This window comes from Labilithrix sp. (genome assembly GCA_019637155.1).
Lineage (GTDB): Bacteria > Myxococcota_A > Polyangia > Polyangiales > Polyangiaceae > Labilithrix.
In genome coordinates this window covers 64,182-77,784 of the sequence record JAHBWE010000008.1, presented here as the reverse complement: position 1 = coordinate 77,784, position 13,603 = coordinate 64,182, and the positions used below count along the sequence as shown (strand labels likewise).

Genomic DNA, 13,603 nt, shown 5'->3' with positions numbered 1-13,603 from the left:
TCACGCCGCTCACGCCGCGTTCGGGAGCCGGCGCGCGGCGGGGAGGCGGATCATGAAGGCGGTGCCGCGGCCGACCTCCGTCTCGAAGGTGAGCTCGCCGCCGTGTTTGTCGACGATGATGCGGCGGGCGATGGCGAGGCTCTGCCCCGTGCCGCGGCCGACCTCCTTCGTCGTGAAGAACGGGTCGAAGATCTTGTCGCGGATCGCGACCGGGATCCCGTTCCCGGTGTCGCGGACGCAGACGTGCGCCCAGCCGTCGTCTTGCCACGTCCGCACCTTGATCCGGCCGCGCGTGCCCGCGCCGTGGTTCGCGTCGGCGACGGCGTGGGCCGCGTTCACGATCAGATCGAGCAAGACCTGGTTCACCTCGCCGCCGTGGCAGTGCACCGGGGCGAGCTCGCCGAGCTCGGTCTGCAGCTCCGCGACCTCGGCGTACTCGGGCGCCGCGATCGCGAGCGTGCTGCGGATGCACGCGTTGAGGTCGACGGCCGATTTTTCGGTCCGGTCCGGCTGCGAGAAGTCCTTCAGCGATTTTACGATGTGGCCGATCCGCTGGAGCCCGTCGAGCGCGTTGTCGAGCGCGATCGGGACGTTCTCGAGCGCGAAGTCGGTGTCGGCGCTCTCGTCGGCGTCGCGCGCCTTCTCCATCACGTCGGGCGGCGCGAGGGAGACGGCCTCGCGGTAGCTCTCGATCACCGAGCTCACCGCGGGGAAGGTGCTCTTGATGTAGTGGACGCTGTCGGCGACGAACTGCACCGGGGTGTTGATCTCGTGCGCGATGCCGGCGGCGAGGCGGCCGAGCGACTCGAGCTTCTGCGCCGATCGCAGCTCGGCCTCGAGGCGATGGCGCGCGGTGACGTCGAGGAAGATGCCGCTCAGGAACGGCCGCGACTCGGCGTCGAGCAGCGTCTGCACGATGCCGCGGAGCACGAGCTCCTTCCCGCCCGCGGCGGCGAGGCGGAGCTCGACCTCGCGATGGGTCCCCTCCGCGACGGAGCCGAGCGCGCGGCGGAGGTCGGCGAGGTCCTCCGCGTGGACGTGGCGTTCGAGGAAGTCGGTGTCGGTCCACGCGCGGATGGGGTGCCCGACGATCGCGACCGCCTGCGGCCCGACGTAGGTGAAGCGGAGGCTCTCGGGCGCCATCCGGAACGGGATCGCCTGCGTCGTCTCGAGGAGCTGGCGGTACTCCTCGCGGCTCACGGTGAGCTCGCGCGTGCGCTCCTCGACGCGCGCCTCGAGCTCGCGCTGCTGTCGCGAGCGCACGATCAGCGTGCCGGTCGCGGCGATCAGCACCGTCGCGACCGGCGCGAGCTTCGCGGGCGCCGCCCACATCGTCACCACGGTGGCGATGACGGCCACCACACAAGGTTTCGCGGTCCTTCGACCCATCTTGCCCTCAGTACGGCGCGATCGGGCGGGCCTTGAGAGAGAAACGGGGACTGAACGCGCCGCCGATCGGGCCGTTTGGATCGGGGGTGAGCATGAAACGATCGGGGGAACGAGAGTGCACAGCGAGTTGAAGCGGCAGCTCACGCGCCTGGGGATCGCCGGCGACGGCCGAGAGCCCCCGAGCGCGGAGCAGTGGAGCGCGTTCGTCGAGGCGATGAACGCGCGGTTCGTCGAGGTCGACGAGGAGCGGCGAGCGGTCGGGCACCGTCAGAAGCTCGAGGAGGTCGGGCGGCTCGCGGCGGGCATCGCGCACGAGATCAACACGCCGGTGCAGTTCGTGAGCGACAACGTCCACTTCCTGCAGTCGTCCTTCGAGACCGTCACCGACCTCGTCACGCGCCTCGTCGCGCTCGCTTCGAGCGAGGACGCCGCGCGCGAGGCCGTCGCCGACGCCGACTGGGGGTACCTCGGCGACGAGATCCCGTGCGCGATCAAGCAGACGCTCGAGGGCCTCACGCGCGTCGCGAGCATCGTCCGCTCGATGAAGAACTTCGCGCACAACGATCGCGGCGAGGCGACGGAGACGGACCTCAACGCCGTGCTCCGCACGACCCTCACCGTCGCCGGGCACGAGCTGAAGAGCATCGCGCACACGGTCGAGGACTTCGGCGACATCCCGCGCGTCGTCTGCTGTCGCGGCGAGCTCTCGCAGGTCTTCCTCAACCTCATCGTGAACGCGGCCCACGCCACCGCCGACGTCGTGAAGCGGACCGGGGTGCTCGGGCGGATCGCGGTCTCGACCGCGCTCGACGGCGATCACGTCGTCGTCGCCGTCTCCGACACCGGCGGCGGCATCCCCGATCACGCTCAGGGCCACATCTTCGAGCCGTTCTTCACGACGAAGGATCCGGGCCGCGGGACCGGGCAGGGCCTCGCGCTCGCCTTCGGCGTCGTGAAGAAGCACGGCGGCACGCTCCGCTTCGAGACGGAGCAGGGGGCCGGCACCACCTTCTTCGTCCGTCTTCCGATCGCGGGTGCTCCTTCTTCTTCCGTCCGAGCAGCATGAACCTCGAAGCTTCCTCCTCTCCCGTCGTCCCCGGCCTCCCGAAGCAGCGCGCCCTCCTCGTCGACGACGAGGCGCGCGTCGTCGACGCGATGCAGCGCGCGCTCCGCCCGCATCGCAAGACGATCGAGGTCCACACCGCGACCTCCGGCGCCGCCGCGCTCGCGCTCCTCGAGGCGACGCACTTCGACGTCCTCGTGACCGACATGCGGATGCCGGGCATGGACGGCGCGGCGCTCCTCGCGCAGGCGCGCGTCGTCCGCCCGCAGACGATGCGGATCGTCCTCTCGGGCCAGACCGACATGGACGCCGCCCTCCGCGCGGTGCCGTACGCGCATCAGTTCCTGACGAAGCCGACCGAGCCGTCGGTCCTCGGCGAGCTCCTCGCCCGCCGCGCGTCGGCGCAGTCGGCCGTCGGCGACGCCGCCCGCGCCGCGCTCGGCGGCATCGAATCGCTCCCGAGCCCGCCCGCCTTCTGCCGCGCTCTCGCGCGCGTCCTCCTTCACGAGGAGGCCTCCGTCGAGGAGATCGCGCGCCTCGTCGAGCGCGATCCGGCGATGGCGGCGAAGGTCCTCCAGATCGTCTCCACCTCCTTCTTCGGCGTCCGCAAAGGGATCTGCTGCGTCGCGGAGGCGGTCTCGTACCTCGGCCCCGAGCTGATGGAGCGCGTCTGCATCTACGGCGGGATCATGAGCCCCGCGACCTCGAGCTCGGTGGGCTTCGACGTCGAGCGGCACCACGAGCGCGCGGTCGAGGTCGCGACGCTCGCGCGCGCGCTCGCCGGTCCCGGCGCGGCCGGCGACGGCGCCTTCGTCGCGGGCGTCCTCCACGACGTGGGGCGCCTCGCGACCGCGATCGCGATGCCGGCCGCGTACGCCGCCGCTCCCGACGCGTGTTACGTGTCGAACGCGGTCTACCTCCTGAACCTCTGGGGCCTCCCCGCCGGCGTCGTGACCGCGATCGCGGAGCAGGCGACGGCGGACGGCACCGGCCGCGGCCCGCTCCGCCCCGCCGACGCGGTCTACGTCGCGCGCCGCCTCCTCGACACGGAGGGCGCCTACGGCTCCGCGCCGGAGGAGCGCGCGTACCTCGAGCGGCTCGGCATCCTGGACCGGGTCGTGCAGCGGAGGGCGGCGTGAGCGCGCCGCGCGTCCTGATCGTCGACGACGACGCGCGCGTCCTCGAGAGCCTCGGCCGCGTGCTCCGCGGATCGTTCGACGTGATCACGGCCTCGTCGGGCGCGGCCGGTCTCGAGGCGCTCGCGAAGGACCCCACCGTCGCGGCCGTCGTCTCGGACATGCGGATGCCGCTCATGAGCGGCGCCGCGTTCCTCGCGGAGGCGTGCGCGCTCCACCCCGACGCGACGCGCCTCCTCCTCACCGGCGAGTCCGACCTCGACGACGCGATCGCGGCGGTGAACCAGGGCCACATCTTCCGCTTCCTCCGCAAGCCGTGCGCGCCGGCCGACATGCGCGCCGCGCTCCTCGCCGCGGCGGAGCAGAACCGCCTCGTCCGCGCCGAGCGCGAGCTGCTCGAGCAGACCCTCCGCGGCGCGGTCCACGCCCTCACCGAGGCGCTCGCGATCACGTCGCCGACGGTCTTCGGCGCCGCGACGCGCGTGAAGCAGAACGCGTGCGCGATGGCGGCGAAGCTGGGCCTCGCGTCGACGTGGAAGCTCGAGATCGCGGCGATGCTCTGCCAGCTCGGCGCGCTCTCGCTCCCGGCGGGCGTGTACGAGCGCCGCGCGCTGCGCGAGACGCTGGGCGTGGCGGAGGTGGCGATGCTGGAGCGGGTGCCGGTGCTGACGGAGCAGCTCCTCGCCCCGATCCCGCGCCTCGAGCCGATCGTCTCGATCATCCGCCACGCGCTCGCGGGCCCGTGCGTGTGCGAGCTCGAGGCCGACATCCTCCGCGCCGCCCTCGACTTCGAGGAGCACGAGGAGATCGGCTCGACGAAGACCGCCCTCGCCGCGGTGCGCGGCATGGAAACGCGGCATCGCCCGGAGGTCGTCGACGCCCTCGCGGCGGTGTTCTTCGGCGCGGAGCGCGCGGAGGGCGAGATCTCGATCGCGGCGCTGAAGGAGGGCATGGTCATCGCCGCCGACGTCCGCACGACGACGGGCATCCTCGTCGTCGCCCGCGGCCACACGATCACGGAGGCGCTGGTGGAGCGCCTCCGCAACTACGTCCCGGTCCTCCCGAGCGGAACGGTGCGCGTCGCGGCGTAGCCGCTTAGCGGAGCAGCTTCAGGCTCTCGTCCTCGCTGCCCGCGTAGGTCCCGTCGAGCCAGGCGTCGACGATCTCGTCGGCGACCGGCTCCGACAAGAGGCGGAGGCTCAGCGCGAGCACGTTGGCGTCGTTCCATTTCCGCGCGCCCGCGGCGGTGGCGGCGTCGGTGCACAGCGCCGCGCGCACGCCCGGCACCTTGTTCGCCGCGATCGACGCGCCGGTGCCGGTCCAGCAGCACACCACGCCTTGGTCGAACTCGCCCTTCGCGACGCGCTCGGCGACGCCCTTCGCCATCGCGCCCCAGGTCGTCACCGGCGCCACCGTCGCCTCGTGGCCCTTCTCGCGGAGCCGCGCCGCGAGGTGCGCCACCACCGGGCGGTCCTCGTCACTGCCGATCAAGAATCGCATCTATCCCCTCTATCCTCCGGCGGAGAGCCGCGCGCGCCAGTCGGACGGCAAATCCAAGAAGCCGTCGTTGTAGAGCATGTCGTAGACGGCGTCGCACACGACCTCGCAGACCTCGCTGAAGATGACAGGGTCGGCGATGAAGCGGATCGTCTCGGAGCGGAACTGGCTGCTCTGCAGGCGCACGCGCGAGAGCATCTCCTCTTCCACGAACGGGACGAGGCGGCGCATGAAATGGCGCTCGAAGGCGACGCGGAAGACGGGGAACGTCGTCGCGCTGATCTTGTATCCGCCGGTCGTGCCGCGGTCGGCGAGGGAGGCCGCTTTGACCACGTCGAGCGAGAGGAAAAAGAGGTTCGGCGGTAGCTCGCGCGTGAAGAAGGTGGAGAGGACCTCGTTCAGATAGCTGATCAGCGTATTGAGCTCCGGCGTCGTGCGGGCGAGGAAATCGTTCCGGAGCTGTTTCAGTAATTCATAATATTTGGTGGCGGCCTTCTCGCGGACGTCGTTCTCCGGGTCGAACGCGAAGCCGTCGAGCGCGGCGAAGATGGTCGGCTCCGCGTGCTGGAGCGCGTGGAAGAGCGCCTGCTCGTAGAAGCGCATCGTCTTCAGCTCGTCCTGCGAGCCGCGGATCTTCTCCGCGAGCTCGCTCTCGAAGAAGACGCGCGCGAAGCGCTTCGCGACCTCGCCGAGCTTCCGCTCGATCATCGTCGCGAGGCGGTCGGGGCGGAAGATGCGCCCGAGCATGTCGGCGAGGCCCTGGATGAGGTCGTGCTCCAGCTGCGCGCGGTCGAGGACCGGCGCCGGCCGCGCGTTCGGCGTGACCGACTGGGCGTACTTCACCGCCGTCTGCAGCCCCTGGAGCTCGTGCACCACCTGCGCCGTGATCGCGTCGAGATCGGGGTTCGTCTCGAGCTCGGCGCGGTAGTGGATGACCTGCGCCTCGAGCTGCTCGTCGCGGAGCGCGAGCGCGATCTCGGCGAGCGACAGCTTGGCCGCGGCCGTCATGTACCCGGCCGAGTTCGGCATCGGGTTCGAGACGGGCATCGACTCCGACGGCCGCGGCTCGGGCGGCCGCGGCTCGGACATGGGGACGCGATCGGAGCTCGGTCCCTCGCGCTCGTCCTGTTCCGCCATCGCTAGGCGGGATGATACCTCGTTTGGCCTCCATTTAGCCGTAGCGGTTCGTGAAGCGCATCGCCTCGGAGTAGGCGAAGAGGTCCTCCTGGATCCCGGCGCGGAGGCGCTCCTGCTGCTCGCGCCAGAAGTCGGCCCGCGCGAGGTCGGGGTGGAGCTCGGTGAACGTGTCGCGCTGCGGCCCCGGCGGGAACAGGAACGTCGGGAACTGCTCGGGAAACACGTCCCCCTTCTCGACGTTGAACCACGGCTCGCTGCTCATCTCGTCGTCGTGGTCGCGCGCCTTCGGGAGGGTGCGGAACCGACACTCGCTCATCGTCACGAGCTCGTCATAATCGTAGAACACGATCCGGCCGAACCGCGTCAGCCCGAAGTTCTTGAGGAGGAGGTCGCCGGGGAAGATGTCCGCCGCCGCGAGCTCCTTCAGCGCGCGCCCGTACTCGTCGATCGCCGCGCGCTGCTTTCTGGGGTCCTGGTTCTTCGGGTCCTTCAGGTACACGTCGAGCGGCACGAGCCGTCGCTCGACGTAGAGGTGGCGGATGACGAGCTTGTCGCCGTCGCGCTCGAGGAGCGACGGCGCGAGCTCCTCGAGCTCGGCGACGAGGCTCGGATCCATCCGGTCGAACGGGAAGGCGACGTGGGTGTACTCGAGCGTGTCGCTCATGCGGCCGACGCGGTCGGCGAGCTTCACGAACTTGTACCGCTCCTCGACGCTCTTCCGGTCGGTGTCCTTCGGCGGCACGAACCAGTCGCGGATGATCTTGAAGACGTACGGGTACGACGGCAGCGTGAAGACGACCATGACCATGCCCTTCGTCCCCTCGGCGAGCACGAACGTGTCGGTCGAGTGGCGGAGGTGGTGCTGGAGGTCACGGAAGAAGAGCGTCTTGCCCTGCTTGCCGAGCCCCACCATCGTGAAGAGCTCCGCCTTCGACTTCGCCGGCGCGACGGTCTGGAGGAACTCCACGTAGGCCGACGGTACTTCCATATCGACGAAGAAATACGATCTGCCCAAGCTGAATATCCGCCCGATGTTCTTCTCGTCGAGCAAGAAGGCGTCGAGCTCGGCTTTTCCGTCGTCGTCGTGCCGAATGGGAATGATGAAAGGGGTAATCACGCCCCCGTTCACCACCCGCCCGATCGCGAACGCGGCTTTGTTGCGGAAGAACAGCGACCGCAACATCTGGATCTGGAAGTTCGGCCGCCGCTCGAACCCCTTCGGGAAGTGGTCCGCGACCGCGCGCTGGACGTAGGCGAGGTCCCGGTCGAGGTCGGCGAAGGGCGTCGTGAGCTGGAAATCGAGGAGCGCCTGCTTCAGCGTCTCCTTCAGGTCCGTGTCGTGCGGGTAGTAGCAGCGGTAGGTCGGCTCGGTCCCCTCGAGGTGCTCGGTCGACGTCGCGGGCCGCGAGAAGATGTAGTCGTTCCGGTAGTACCGCCGGTCGAGGATGCGCCGCGCGACGGAGTTGAAGAACGTCTCGGCGCACTCGGGCTGGTAGTGGTCGTGGAGCAGTCCGATGTACGCGCGCTTGATCGCGGGCCACAGCGCCTCTTCGATCACGGCGCCCTCGAGCGCGACGTGGATCGCGTCCACGCCCTCGCGGACGCGCTGATCGTACATGTCGATGCGCGTCCGTGACGCCTCGCGGACCTCGGCCCAGTCCTGCCGCTCCCAGCGCTCCTTCGCGCGCGCGCTCGTGGCGCGGAAGAGCCGGTAGTGGCGGTCGAACCCATCCAGGATCGTGCGAGCAATCGAGACCGCGTCGGGCATTGCCGCCCCACTCTACACCGTCGGCTCACGGCGCCGGCACAAATATACCTTGACGAGTACATACCTTTCAGAGCATATAATCCTCATGCTTCAGACGACGCTCGCGGCGCTCGCGGAGCCGAACCGTTTCCGCATCGTCGAGCTGCTCCGCACGGGGCCGCGCGCGGTGAGCGAGATCACCGAGGGCCTGTCGCTCTATCAGGTGCAGGTCTCGAAGCACCTCCGCGTGCTCAAGGAGGCGGGGCTGGTCGAGGTGCAGCCGCGCGCGCAGCAGCGCGTCTACACGCTGCGCTCGGAGCCGCTGCTCGAGCTCCACGGATGGTTGGAACGATACCGGCAGCTCTGGGAAGCACGCTTCGAAGAGATGGACGAGCTCCTCGAGGAGCTCAGGAAGAAGAAGGAGACGAGCCATGGCCGAAAAACCAAGCGCAAAGACTGACACCAAGGTGGAGCTCCGCGGCGATCGCGAGATCGTCATCGAGCGCACCTTCCGCGCGCCGCCGCGCGTCGTGTTCGAGGCGTGGACGAACCCCGACTTCGTGCGCCGCTGGTGGGCGCCGAAGTCGATGGGCGCGGAGATGAGCGAGGTCCGCGCCGACGTGCGCGCCGGCGGCACCTACCGCTACGTGACGCGCGCCGGCGATCAGGAGCTCGCGTTCTCGGGCACGTACAGCGAGGTGACGCCGCCGAGCCGCCTCGTCTACACGATGTTCTTCGAGCCGATGAAGGACGCGGGCGCGTCCGTCGTCACGGTGACCTTCGAGGCGCGCGGCGAGCACACGCACGTCGTGTCGCACGAGGTCTACCCCTCCGCCGAGGCGCGCCAGGCCGCGGTCGCGTCGGGGATGGAGGACGGCCTCCGCGTCACGTACGACCAGCTCGACGAGCTCGTCGTCGAAATGCACACCACGCGCTGACGTCGTTCACGAGCTCGTCATGAGCTCGTCGACGAGCTCGTCACGAGCTCGTCGCGGGCACGTCGAGGCGCGGCGGCGTCTTGCCGAGCTTGGCGATGCGCGACCAGTCGAGGTGCACGCGCCCGCCGCTCGCGACGTGTTGCTTCTCCCACGCGGCGAGCGCCTCGTAGCAGGCGTGGTCGATGTGGTTCACGGCGTCGACGTACACGTGCACCTCGTGACCGGCGGGGATCTTCGCGAGCGTCGACGCGAGGGCGGGGAGGCGCAGGAACGTCGCCGACCCTTCGAGCACGAGCACGGAGCGCTTCATCTCCGCGTCGTGCTCGAGGCGGACGCGGAGCTGCGTCAGCATCCACAGCACCTTGCCGAGCGCGAGGACGAGGCCGGTGAGGACGCCTTTCAGGAGGTCGGTCGACACGATCATCGCGACGGTGACGAAGAAGATGGCGACGTCGAAGCGCCCGCCGCGCGCGAGGATCGTGCGCACGTCCTGACGAACGAGCTTCGCGCCCGTGTACACGAGGAGGGCCGCGAGCGCCGACACGGGGACGAGTCGCAAGACGAACGGCACCGCCGCGATGGCGGCGAGGAGCCACGCGCCGTGCATGATCGCGGAGAGCCGCGTCGTCGCGCCGGCCTGGATGTTGGCGCTGCTGCGGACGATGACGCCGGTCATCGGCAGCCCGCCGACGAGCCCGGCGAGGGTGTTGCCGATCCCTTGCGCGAGCATCTCGCGGTCGTATTTCGTGCGCGGCCCTTCGTGCATCCGATCGGTCGCCGTCGCGCAGAGCAACGTCTCCGTGCTCGCCACGAACGCGAGCGCGAGCGCGGCGCCGAGGACACGCGCGTCGAGGAGCACCGCGAACGTCGGCGCGGTGGGGATCTGCACGTTGGCGACGAGCCCATCCGGCATGTCCACGTGCGCGATCGGCGCGTGCACGACGTTGGCGACGACGGTGGCGAGGAGGATCCCGACGAGCGTGCCCGGAATGATCTTCGCGCGCGGCAGCCACCTCGCCGTGACCGCGTTCCACCCGAGGATCGTCACGAGCGTGAGCGAGCCGATGAGCGCCGCGTCGTCATGCGGCAACCCAGCGTGCGGGATCACGCCCTTCCAGACGGCGCCGGGGATCCCGGCGAGGTTGGCGAGCCCGCCCCCACGCGGCGCGTCGTCCACCATCACGTGAAACTGGCTCGCGAAGATCAGCACGCCGATGCCACACAGCATCCCGAGCACGACCGCATGCGGCACGGCCTGAAACCACCGCCCGAGCCTCGCCACACCTGCAACGATCTGCACCACACCAGCGACGACGACGATCGGCCCCAGTGCCGCGAACCCATGCGTCTGCACGAGATCCCAGACGATGACCGCGAGCCCAGCCGCGGGCCCACTCACCTGCAACGGCGCGCCCCCGATGAATCCGACGACGAGCCCCCCGATCACACCGGTGAGCAACCCAGCCGCGGGCGGCGCCCCCGACGCGATCGCGATCCCCAAACAGAGCGGCAACGCGACGAGAAACACGACGATCGAGGCAAGGAGGTCACGCACGATCGCCGCGCGCGCCCCGCCATGTTCGTCGTGATTCGCAGCGTTCATGATGTCGCAATCAGCAACGCGCGTGCCGCCATGCATCGGCCGAGCTCACGCCACACGAACCAGTCCCGTTCGGCTCGTCAAACGCGCCGCGCGCGCGAGCAGGCAGGAGCGTTGGTGAGGAGCGCAACGTCGATCGCGTCTTGGCCGCCATCGCGCGCGGTCCGCTCGAAGAGCCGAGCTCTGCTCCACGAGGAGGAGCGCGGCTCACGGCGCCGAGGTGCTCCAGCGATCAGCGTTCGTCCGTGCCTTCACCGAGGAGCCCGTACGCCAGCTACGTGAAGCATCCCAAGCACCAACCCCTCCGCGAAGCGCCCGCGCCCTACGCGAACCGCGCGAAGATCCGCACCGAACCACAGCCGCGCGAAGGGTGTTGACCTCCGTCACGCCGCGCATTACTACGACATCGTTCCGTTTCGACGGACGTGACGCGCGGTGGAGCAGCCTGGTAGCTCGTCGGGCTCATAACCCGAAGGTCGTAGGTTCAAATCCTACCCGCGCAACTGATAGCCGTACCACGACCCAGCCCTCGGCCCTCCGCCGGGGGCTTCGTCATTTCGGCGAGCGCGACGAGCGGGAGGAAGGTTGCCTCCGCGACGTAGACGCCGTCGTCTCCGGGGGTGAGCAGGATTCGTCCGCCTTCGAACATCCGGCGTAGAGCCTCGCGGGCGCGGAGGGGGTCCGCGGCGAGCACGGCGTCGAGGTCCTTCGCGCGTTCGAGGACGCGGTCGGGGTCGGGAGGTCCACGGGAGCGTTCATCCGGTCCTTGATGTTCTGAATCGCCGTGCGTTCCGTGAGAGCTTGTGCCTCAAGGTCCCGAAGGGCGTCGCGGACCGAACTGGAATGGTCGCCGTCGGCGATGAAGGTGACGAGCCCGCGTATGCGTTGCTCCGTCCGGGCGAGGCGGTCGAGCCTCTCCTTCATCTCGTGCTGTGCGAGCCGCGCGGCCTCACCGAGGTGCTCTGCAATGCGCTTGCGAAGGTGGGCCACCGCAGCCGGTGTGAAGACGGCTTCACGAAGCGCGCCATAGATGCGGGCGCGGACGAGGTCCTCTCGTACCGACAGGGCGTTCTTGCAGACGCCCCGCTTCTTCGAGTCCCCGCAGCGATAGTACGAAGTTCGCGGTCCGACCGCCTTGCCGTCGACCTCCGCTCGGGAGCCGCCGGAGATGACCATCGGCGAGTGGCACGCTGCGCAGATGAGGAGTCCGGAGAGAGGGTAGGCCGTGCGGGCGCCGGGCGCAGACCGCGTCATCCGCTTTACCGTGTATCGACTCCGTACTTCGGCGAGACGGGTCCGGACTCTTGTCGGGGACGCTGCAGTATCCAAGCGGGAGCCCGCCGGTCGAGTAGCCGGCGTTGAACTGACTCTCAAGCCCGCGCAGAGTCTTGTCGCGAAGAGCGTCGAGATAGAGGTCGGCGACCAGGCTCGACATCGTGAACGTCAGCTTGGCCGTCTTCAGTCCCGTGTTGACGCCATCGGCGACGCCTATGAGGGCGACGTCGAGGTACTGGAGGCGCTTGAAGATGAACGCCGCGTCGGCGAAGTCTCGCGACACGCGCGACATGTCCTCGACGAGAATGACGTCGACCCGCTTCTCTTCGACGGCCTTCATCAGCCGCTCGAACCCCGGGCGTTGGAGGCTAGCGGCGCTGACGGCCTCGTCCTTGAAGATGAGCGCGGGAATCACCTCGGCTCCCGACGCTCGCGCCGCTTCCACGCACCGTCGTACTTGGTCATCGGTTGACCGTTCGTTCTGCAGGGCCGACGAGTGCCGTGCATAGACGGCGATTTGCTTGCCGGCAAGGGTACTAGTCATCGCGTACACCGGGTACGTCAGCATGACGAGCATCTCGGACGTCGGTCGTGGTCGAGGTCCGGCACCAGCCGAGCGCTTCACCGCCGAGACGCACATCGCGCCGACGCAGGTGGGCAAGGGCATCGCGGGTCCTCTCTCCGATGGCCTCGCGCTCCCACTGCGCCACCGACCCGATGATGTGGAGCACGAGACGTCCCGAGGCGGTACGGGTGTCGATGGAGTCGCCGAGGGAGAGTAGGGAGTGGCGCCGGGAGAAGTACCGCTCGACGAGGTCGCCGAGGTCGCGGACGCTGCGGGTTAGGCGGTCGAGTTTCACGACGAGAAGTCCGTCGGCTTCGTCGGCGTCGAGGCGCCCGAGGGCGCGGAGCAGTCCGGGTCGGCCCACCACCGTCTTCGCGGAGATGCCCGCGTCCTCCTCAATGGTGACGAGGTCGAGGTCCATCGCCTCTGCGTAGGCGGTGAGCTTGGCCCTCTGTGCTTCGAGGGAGGTGCCGGCGTCCGCCTGACCGTCCGTGCTGACCCGGATGTACCCGACCACGCGTGTTCCCAAGGCGTCACCTCCTTGCGAAGGGGTACCCCGGGGTGGTCCTCGTTTTCGAGATGGGCATCTCGTAAACGGCAAGTACCCCATTCCGATGGCTTCCACTTGGCTGCGCCAGGCGGCTTGACATCCATCCAGGTCGCCATCATCATTCTTGGATGACAGTTCGTCTTTCGGTCTTGCGACGCGGAACTCAGGTCGAGATTGAGGGGCCCGAGGCCTTCGTAACGAGCACTTTCGAGAGCTTGAGGGACCTGTTCGACAAGCCGAATGTTAAGGATGATAGCGCGGATGAACCGCCCACCAACGATGGCGAAAAGGCTGGCGAGGAAGGTTCGAGGGTGTCGCTCAAGACGTTCCTTGAGCAGAAGAAGCCTCAAAACTCCTACGAGGCCATCGCGTGCGTTCTCTATCACCACCAAAAGTTCCGCGAGCAGAGCGAACTGAACTCTGACGAGATACGGAAGGCGCTCCTCCAAGGCCGCGTGAAGCCGCCGGGGAACATGACGCAGACGCTTACAGACTGCCGTCGCCGCTACGCGTACATCGAGCCTGGGACGAAGAAGGGACTCTGGAAGTTGAGCCACGACGGAGAGGTGACGGTCGACCTGGACCTGCCGCGCGAAAAATGAGTGAGACGTTTTCGGAGCTGTATGCGCAGCTACCTCGGGGGAAAAGGTCTCCAAGGAATGCCGTTCTTCTCGGTCTCCTCGTTCTTCGCGCGGATAAAGCCGCC

At 68.8% G+C, this 13,603-nt stretch carries 14 protein-coding genes and 1 tRNA gene; 8 read left to right on the top strand and 7 right to left on the bottom strand.

The genetic code is table 11. The features are described 5' to 3' along the window. Nucleotides 1-9: 9 nt before the first annotated feature. Nucleotides 10-1,359, bottom strand: coding sequence for a PAS domain S-box protein (locus tag KF837_18090; protein ID MBX3229235.1), 1,350 nt, complete (start codon nucleotides 1,357-1,359; stop codon nucleotides 10-12). A gap of 157 nt (nucleotides 1,360-1,516) precedes the next feature. On the opposite strand from KF837_18090, the gene KF837_18085 reads away from it, so the two are divergent. Genes KF837_18085 through KF837_18075 form a run of 3 tightly spaced genes read left to right on the top strand, consistent with a single transcriptional unit; the run spans nucleotide 1,517 to nucleotide 4,679 of the window. Further along, on the top strand, nucleotides 1,517-2,455 hold the full coding sequence (locus tag KF837_18085; protein MBX3229234.1) for a HAMP domain-containing histidine kinase: 939 nt from the start codon (nucleotides 1,517-1,519) through the stop codon (nucleotides 2,453-2,455). Continuing rightward, nucleotides 2,452-3,591, top strand: a complete 1,140-nt coding sequence (locus tag KF837_18080) for an HDOD domain-containing protein (GenBank protein MBX3229233.1) — start codon at nucleotides 2,452-2,454, stop codon at nucleotides 3,589-3,591. Before KF837_18085 ends, KF837_18080 begins: the two co-directional genes overlap by 4 nt. Beyond that, nucleotides 3,588-4,679 carry a response regulator gene (locus tag KF837_18075; GenBank protein ID MBX3229232.1) on the top strand — a complete coding sequence of 364 codons (1,092 nt, stop codon included), beginning with the start codon at nucleotides 3,588-3,590 and terminating at the stop codon, nucleotides 4,677-4,679. The genes KF837_18080 and KF837_18075 overlap by 4 nt, the downstream gene beginning before the upstream one ends. A gap of 4 nt (nucleotides 4,680-4,683) precedes the next feature. Here KF837_18075 and KF837_18070 read toward each other — a convergent pair whose 3' ends face one another. The 3 genes from KF837_18070 to aceK are packed head-to-tail and all read right to left on the bottom strand — an operon-like array spanning nucleotide 4,684 to nucleotide 7,990. Continuing rightward, nucleotides 4,684-5,088, bottom strand: a complete 405-nt coding sequence (locus KF837_18070) for an RpiB/LacA/LacB family sugar-phosphate isomerase (protein MBX3229231.1) — start codon at nucleotides 5,086-5,088, stop codon at nucleotides 4,684-4,686. A 9-nt stretch (nucleotides 5,089-5,097) separates the two neighbouring features. Then, a complete protein-coding gene (locus KF837_18065; protein ID MBX3229230.1) occupies nucleotides 5,098-6,222 on the bottom strand; it encodes a hypothetical protein in 1,125 nt (374 codons plus the stop codon). Between the two features lie 34 nt (nucleotides 6,223-6,256). Next, nucleotides 6,257-7,990, bottom strand: coding sequence for a bifunctional isocitrate dehydrogenase kinase/phosphatase (gene aceK, locus KF837_18060; protein MBX3229229.1), 1,734 nt, complete (start codon nucleotides 7,988-7,990; stop codon nucleotides 6,257-6,259). An 85-nt stretch (nucleotides 7,991-8,075) separates the two neighbouring features. Between aceK and KF837_18055 the strand changes: the two genes are divergently transcribed. Continuing rightward, nucleotides 8,076-8,429, top strand: coding sequence for a winged helix-turn-helix transcriptional regulator (locus tag KF837_18055; GenBank protein ID MBX3229228.1), 354 nt, complete (start codon nucleotides 8,076-8,078; stop codon nucleotides 8,427-8,429). After that, nucleotides 8,401-8,907, top strand: coding sequence for an SRPBCC family protein (locus KF837_18050; GenBank protein ID MBX3229227.1), 507 nt, complete (start codon nucleotides 8,401-8,403; stop codon nucleotides 8,905-8,907). Before KF837_18055 ends, KF837_18050 begins: the two co-directional genes overlap by 29 nt. Nucleotides 8,908-8,947: 40 nt before the next feature. On the opposite strand, the gene KF837_18045 is transcribed toward KF837_18050, so the two are convergent. Then, nucleotides 8,948-10,510, bottom strand: a complete 1,563-nt coding sequence (locus KF837_18045; GenBank protein ID MBX3229226.1) for a SulP family inorganic anion transporter — start codon at nucleotides 10,508-10,510, stop codon at nucleotides 8,948-8,950. A 426-nt stretch (nucleotides 10,511-10,936) separates the two neighbouring features. Here KF837_18045 and KF837_18040 point away from each other — a divergent pair. Beyond that, a tRNA-Met gene (locus KF837_18040) sits at nucleotides 10,937-11,010 on the top strand. A 49-nt stretch (nucleotides 11,011-11,059) separates the two neighbouring features. Here KF837_18040 and KF837_18035 read toward each other — a convergent pair. Next, entirely contained in the window at nucleotides 11,060-11,761 is a 702-nt protein-coding gene (locus tag KF837_18035) for a zinc ribbon domain-containing protein (GenBank protein MBX3229225.1), read from the bottom strand. Between KF837_18035 and KF837_18030 the strand changes: the two genes are divergently transcribed. Then, nucleotides 11,733-12,254 (top strand): hypothetical protein, encoded by a 522-nt coding sequence (locus KF837_18030; GenBank protein ID MBX3229224.1) that lies wholly within the window; start codon nucleotides 11,733-11,735, stop codon nucleotides 12,252-12,254. The genes KF837_18035 and KF837_18030 overlap by 29 nt on opposite strands. A 64-nt stretch (nucleotides 12,255-12,318) precedes the next feature. Here the strand turns inward: KF837_18030 and KF837_18025 are convergent, their stop codons facing one another. After that, nucleotides 12,319-12,876, bottom strand: a complete 558-nt coding sequence (locus tag KF837_18025) for a recombinase family protein (protein ID MBX3229223.1) — start codon at nucleotides 12,874-12,876, stop codon at nucleotides 12,319-12,321. A 149-nt stretch (nucleotides 12,877-13,025) separates the two neighbouring features. Between KF837_18025 and KF837_18020 the strand changes: the two genes are divergently transcribed. Then, nucleotides 13,026-13,499 carry a hypothetical protein gene (locus KF837_18020; GenBank protein MBX3229222.1) on the top strand — a complete coding sequence of 158 codons (474 nt, stop codon included), beginning with the start codon at nucleotides 13,026-13,028 and terminating at the stop codon, nucleotides 13,497-13,499. Nucleotides 13,500-13,603 lie beyond the last annotated feature (104 nt).

Excerpts from the sequence above, each read along its gene's own strand:
- KF837_18080 (MBX3229233.1), top strand. The coding sequence starts at position 2,452 with ATGAACCTCGAAGCTTCCTCCTCTCCCGTCGTCCCCGGCCTCCCGAAG.
- KF837_18070 (MBX3229231.1), bottom strand. The coding sequence starts at position 5,088 with ATGCGATTCTTGATCGGCAGTGACGAGGACCGCCCGGTGGTGGCGCAC.
- KF837_18065 (MBX3229230.1), bottom strand. The coding sequence starts at position 6,222 with ATGGCGGAACAGGACGAGCGCGAGGGACCGAGCTCCGATCGCGTCCCC.
- aceK (MBX3229229.1), bottom strand. The coding sequence starts at position 7,990 with ATGCCCGACGCGGTCTCGATTGCTCGCACGATCCTGGATGGGTTCGAC.
- KF837_18055 (MBX3229228.1), top strand. The coding sequence starts at position 8,076 with ATGCTTCAGACGACGCTCGCGGCGCTCGCGGAGCCGAACCGTTTCCGC.
- KF837_18050 (MBX3229227.1), top strand. The coding sequence starts at position 8,401 with ATGGCCGAAAAACCAAGCGCAAAGACTGACACCAAGGTGGAGCTCCGC.
- KF837_18045 (MBX3229226.1), bottom strand. The coding sequence starts at position 10,510 with ATGAACGCTGCGAATCACGACGAACATGGCGGGGCGCGCGCGGCGATC.
- KF837_18035 (MBX3229225.1), bottom strand. The coding sequence starts at position 11,761 with ATGACGCGGTCTGCGCCCGGCGCCCGCACGGCCTACCCTCTCTCCGGA.
- KF837_18020 (MBX3229222.1), top strand. The coding sequence starts at position 13,026 with ATGACAGTTCGTCTTTCGGTCTTGCGACGCGGAACTCAGGTCGAGATT.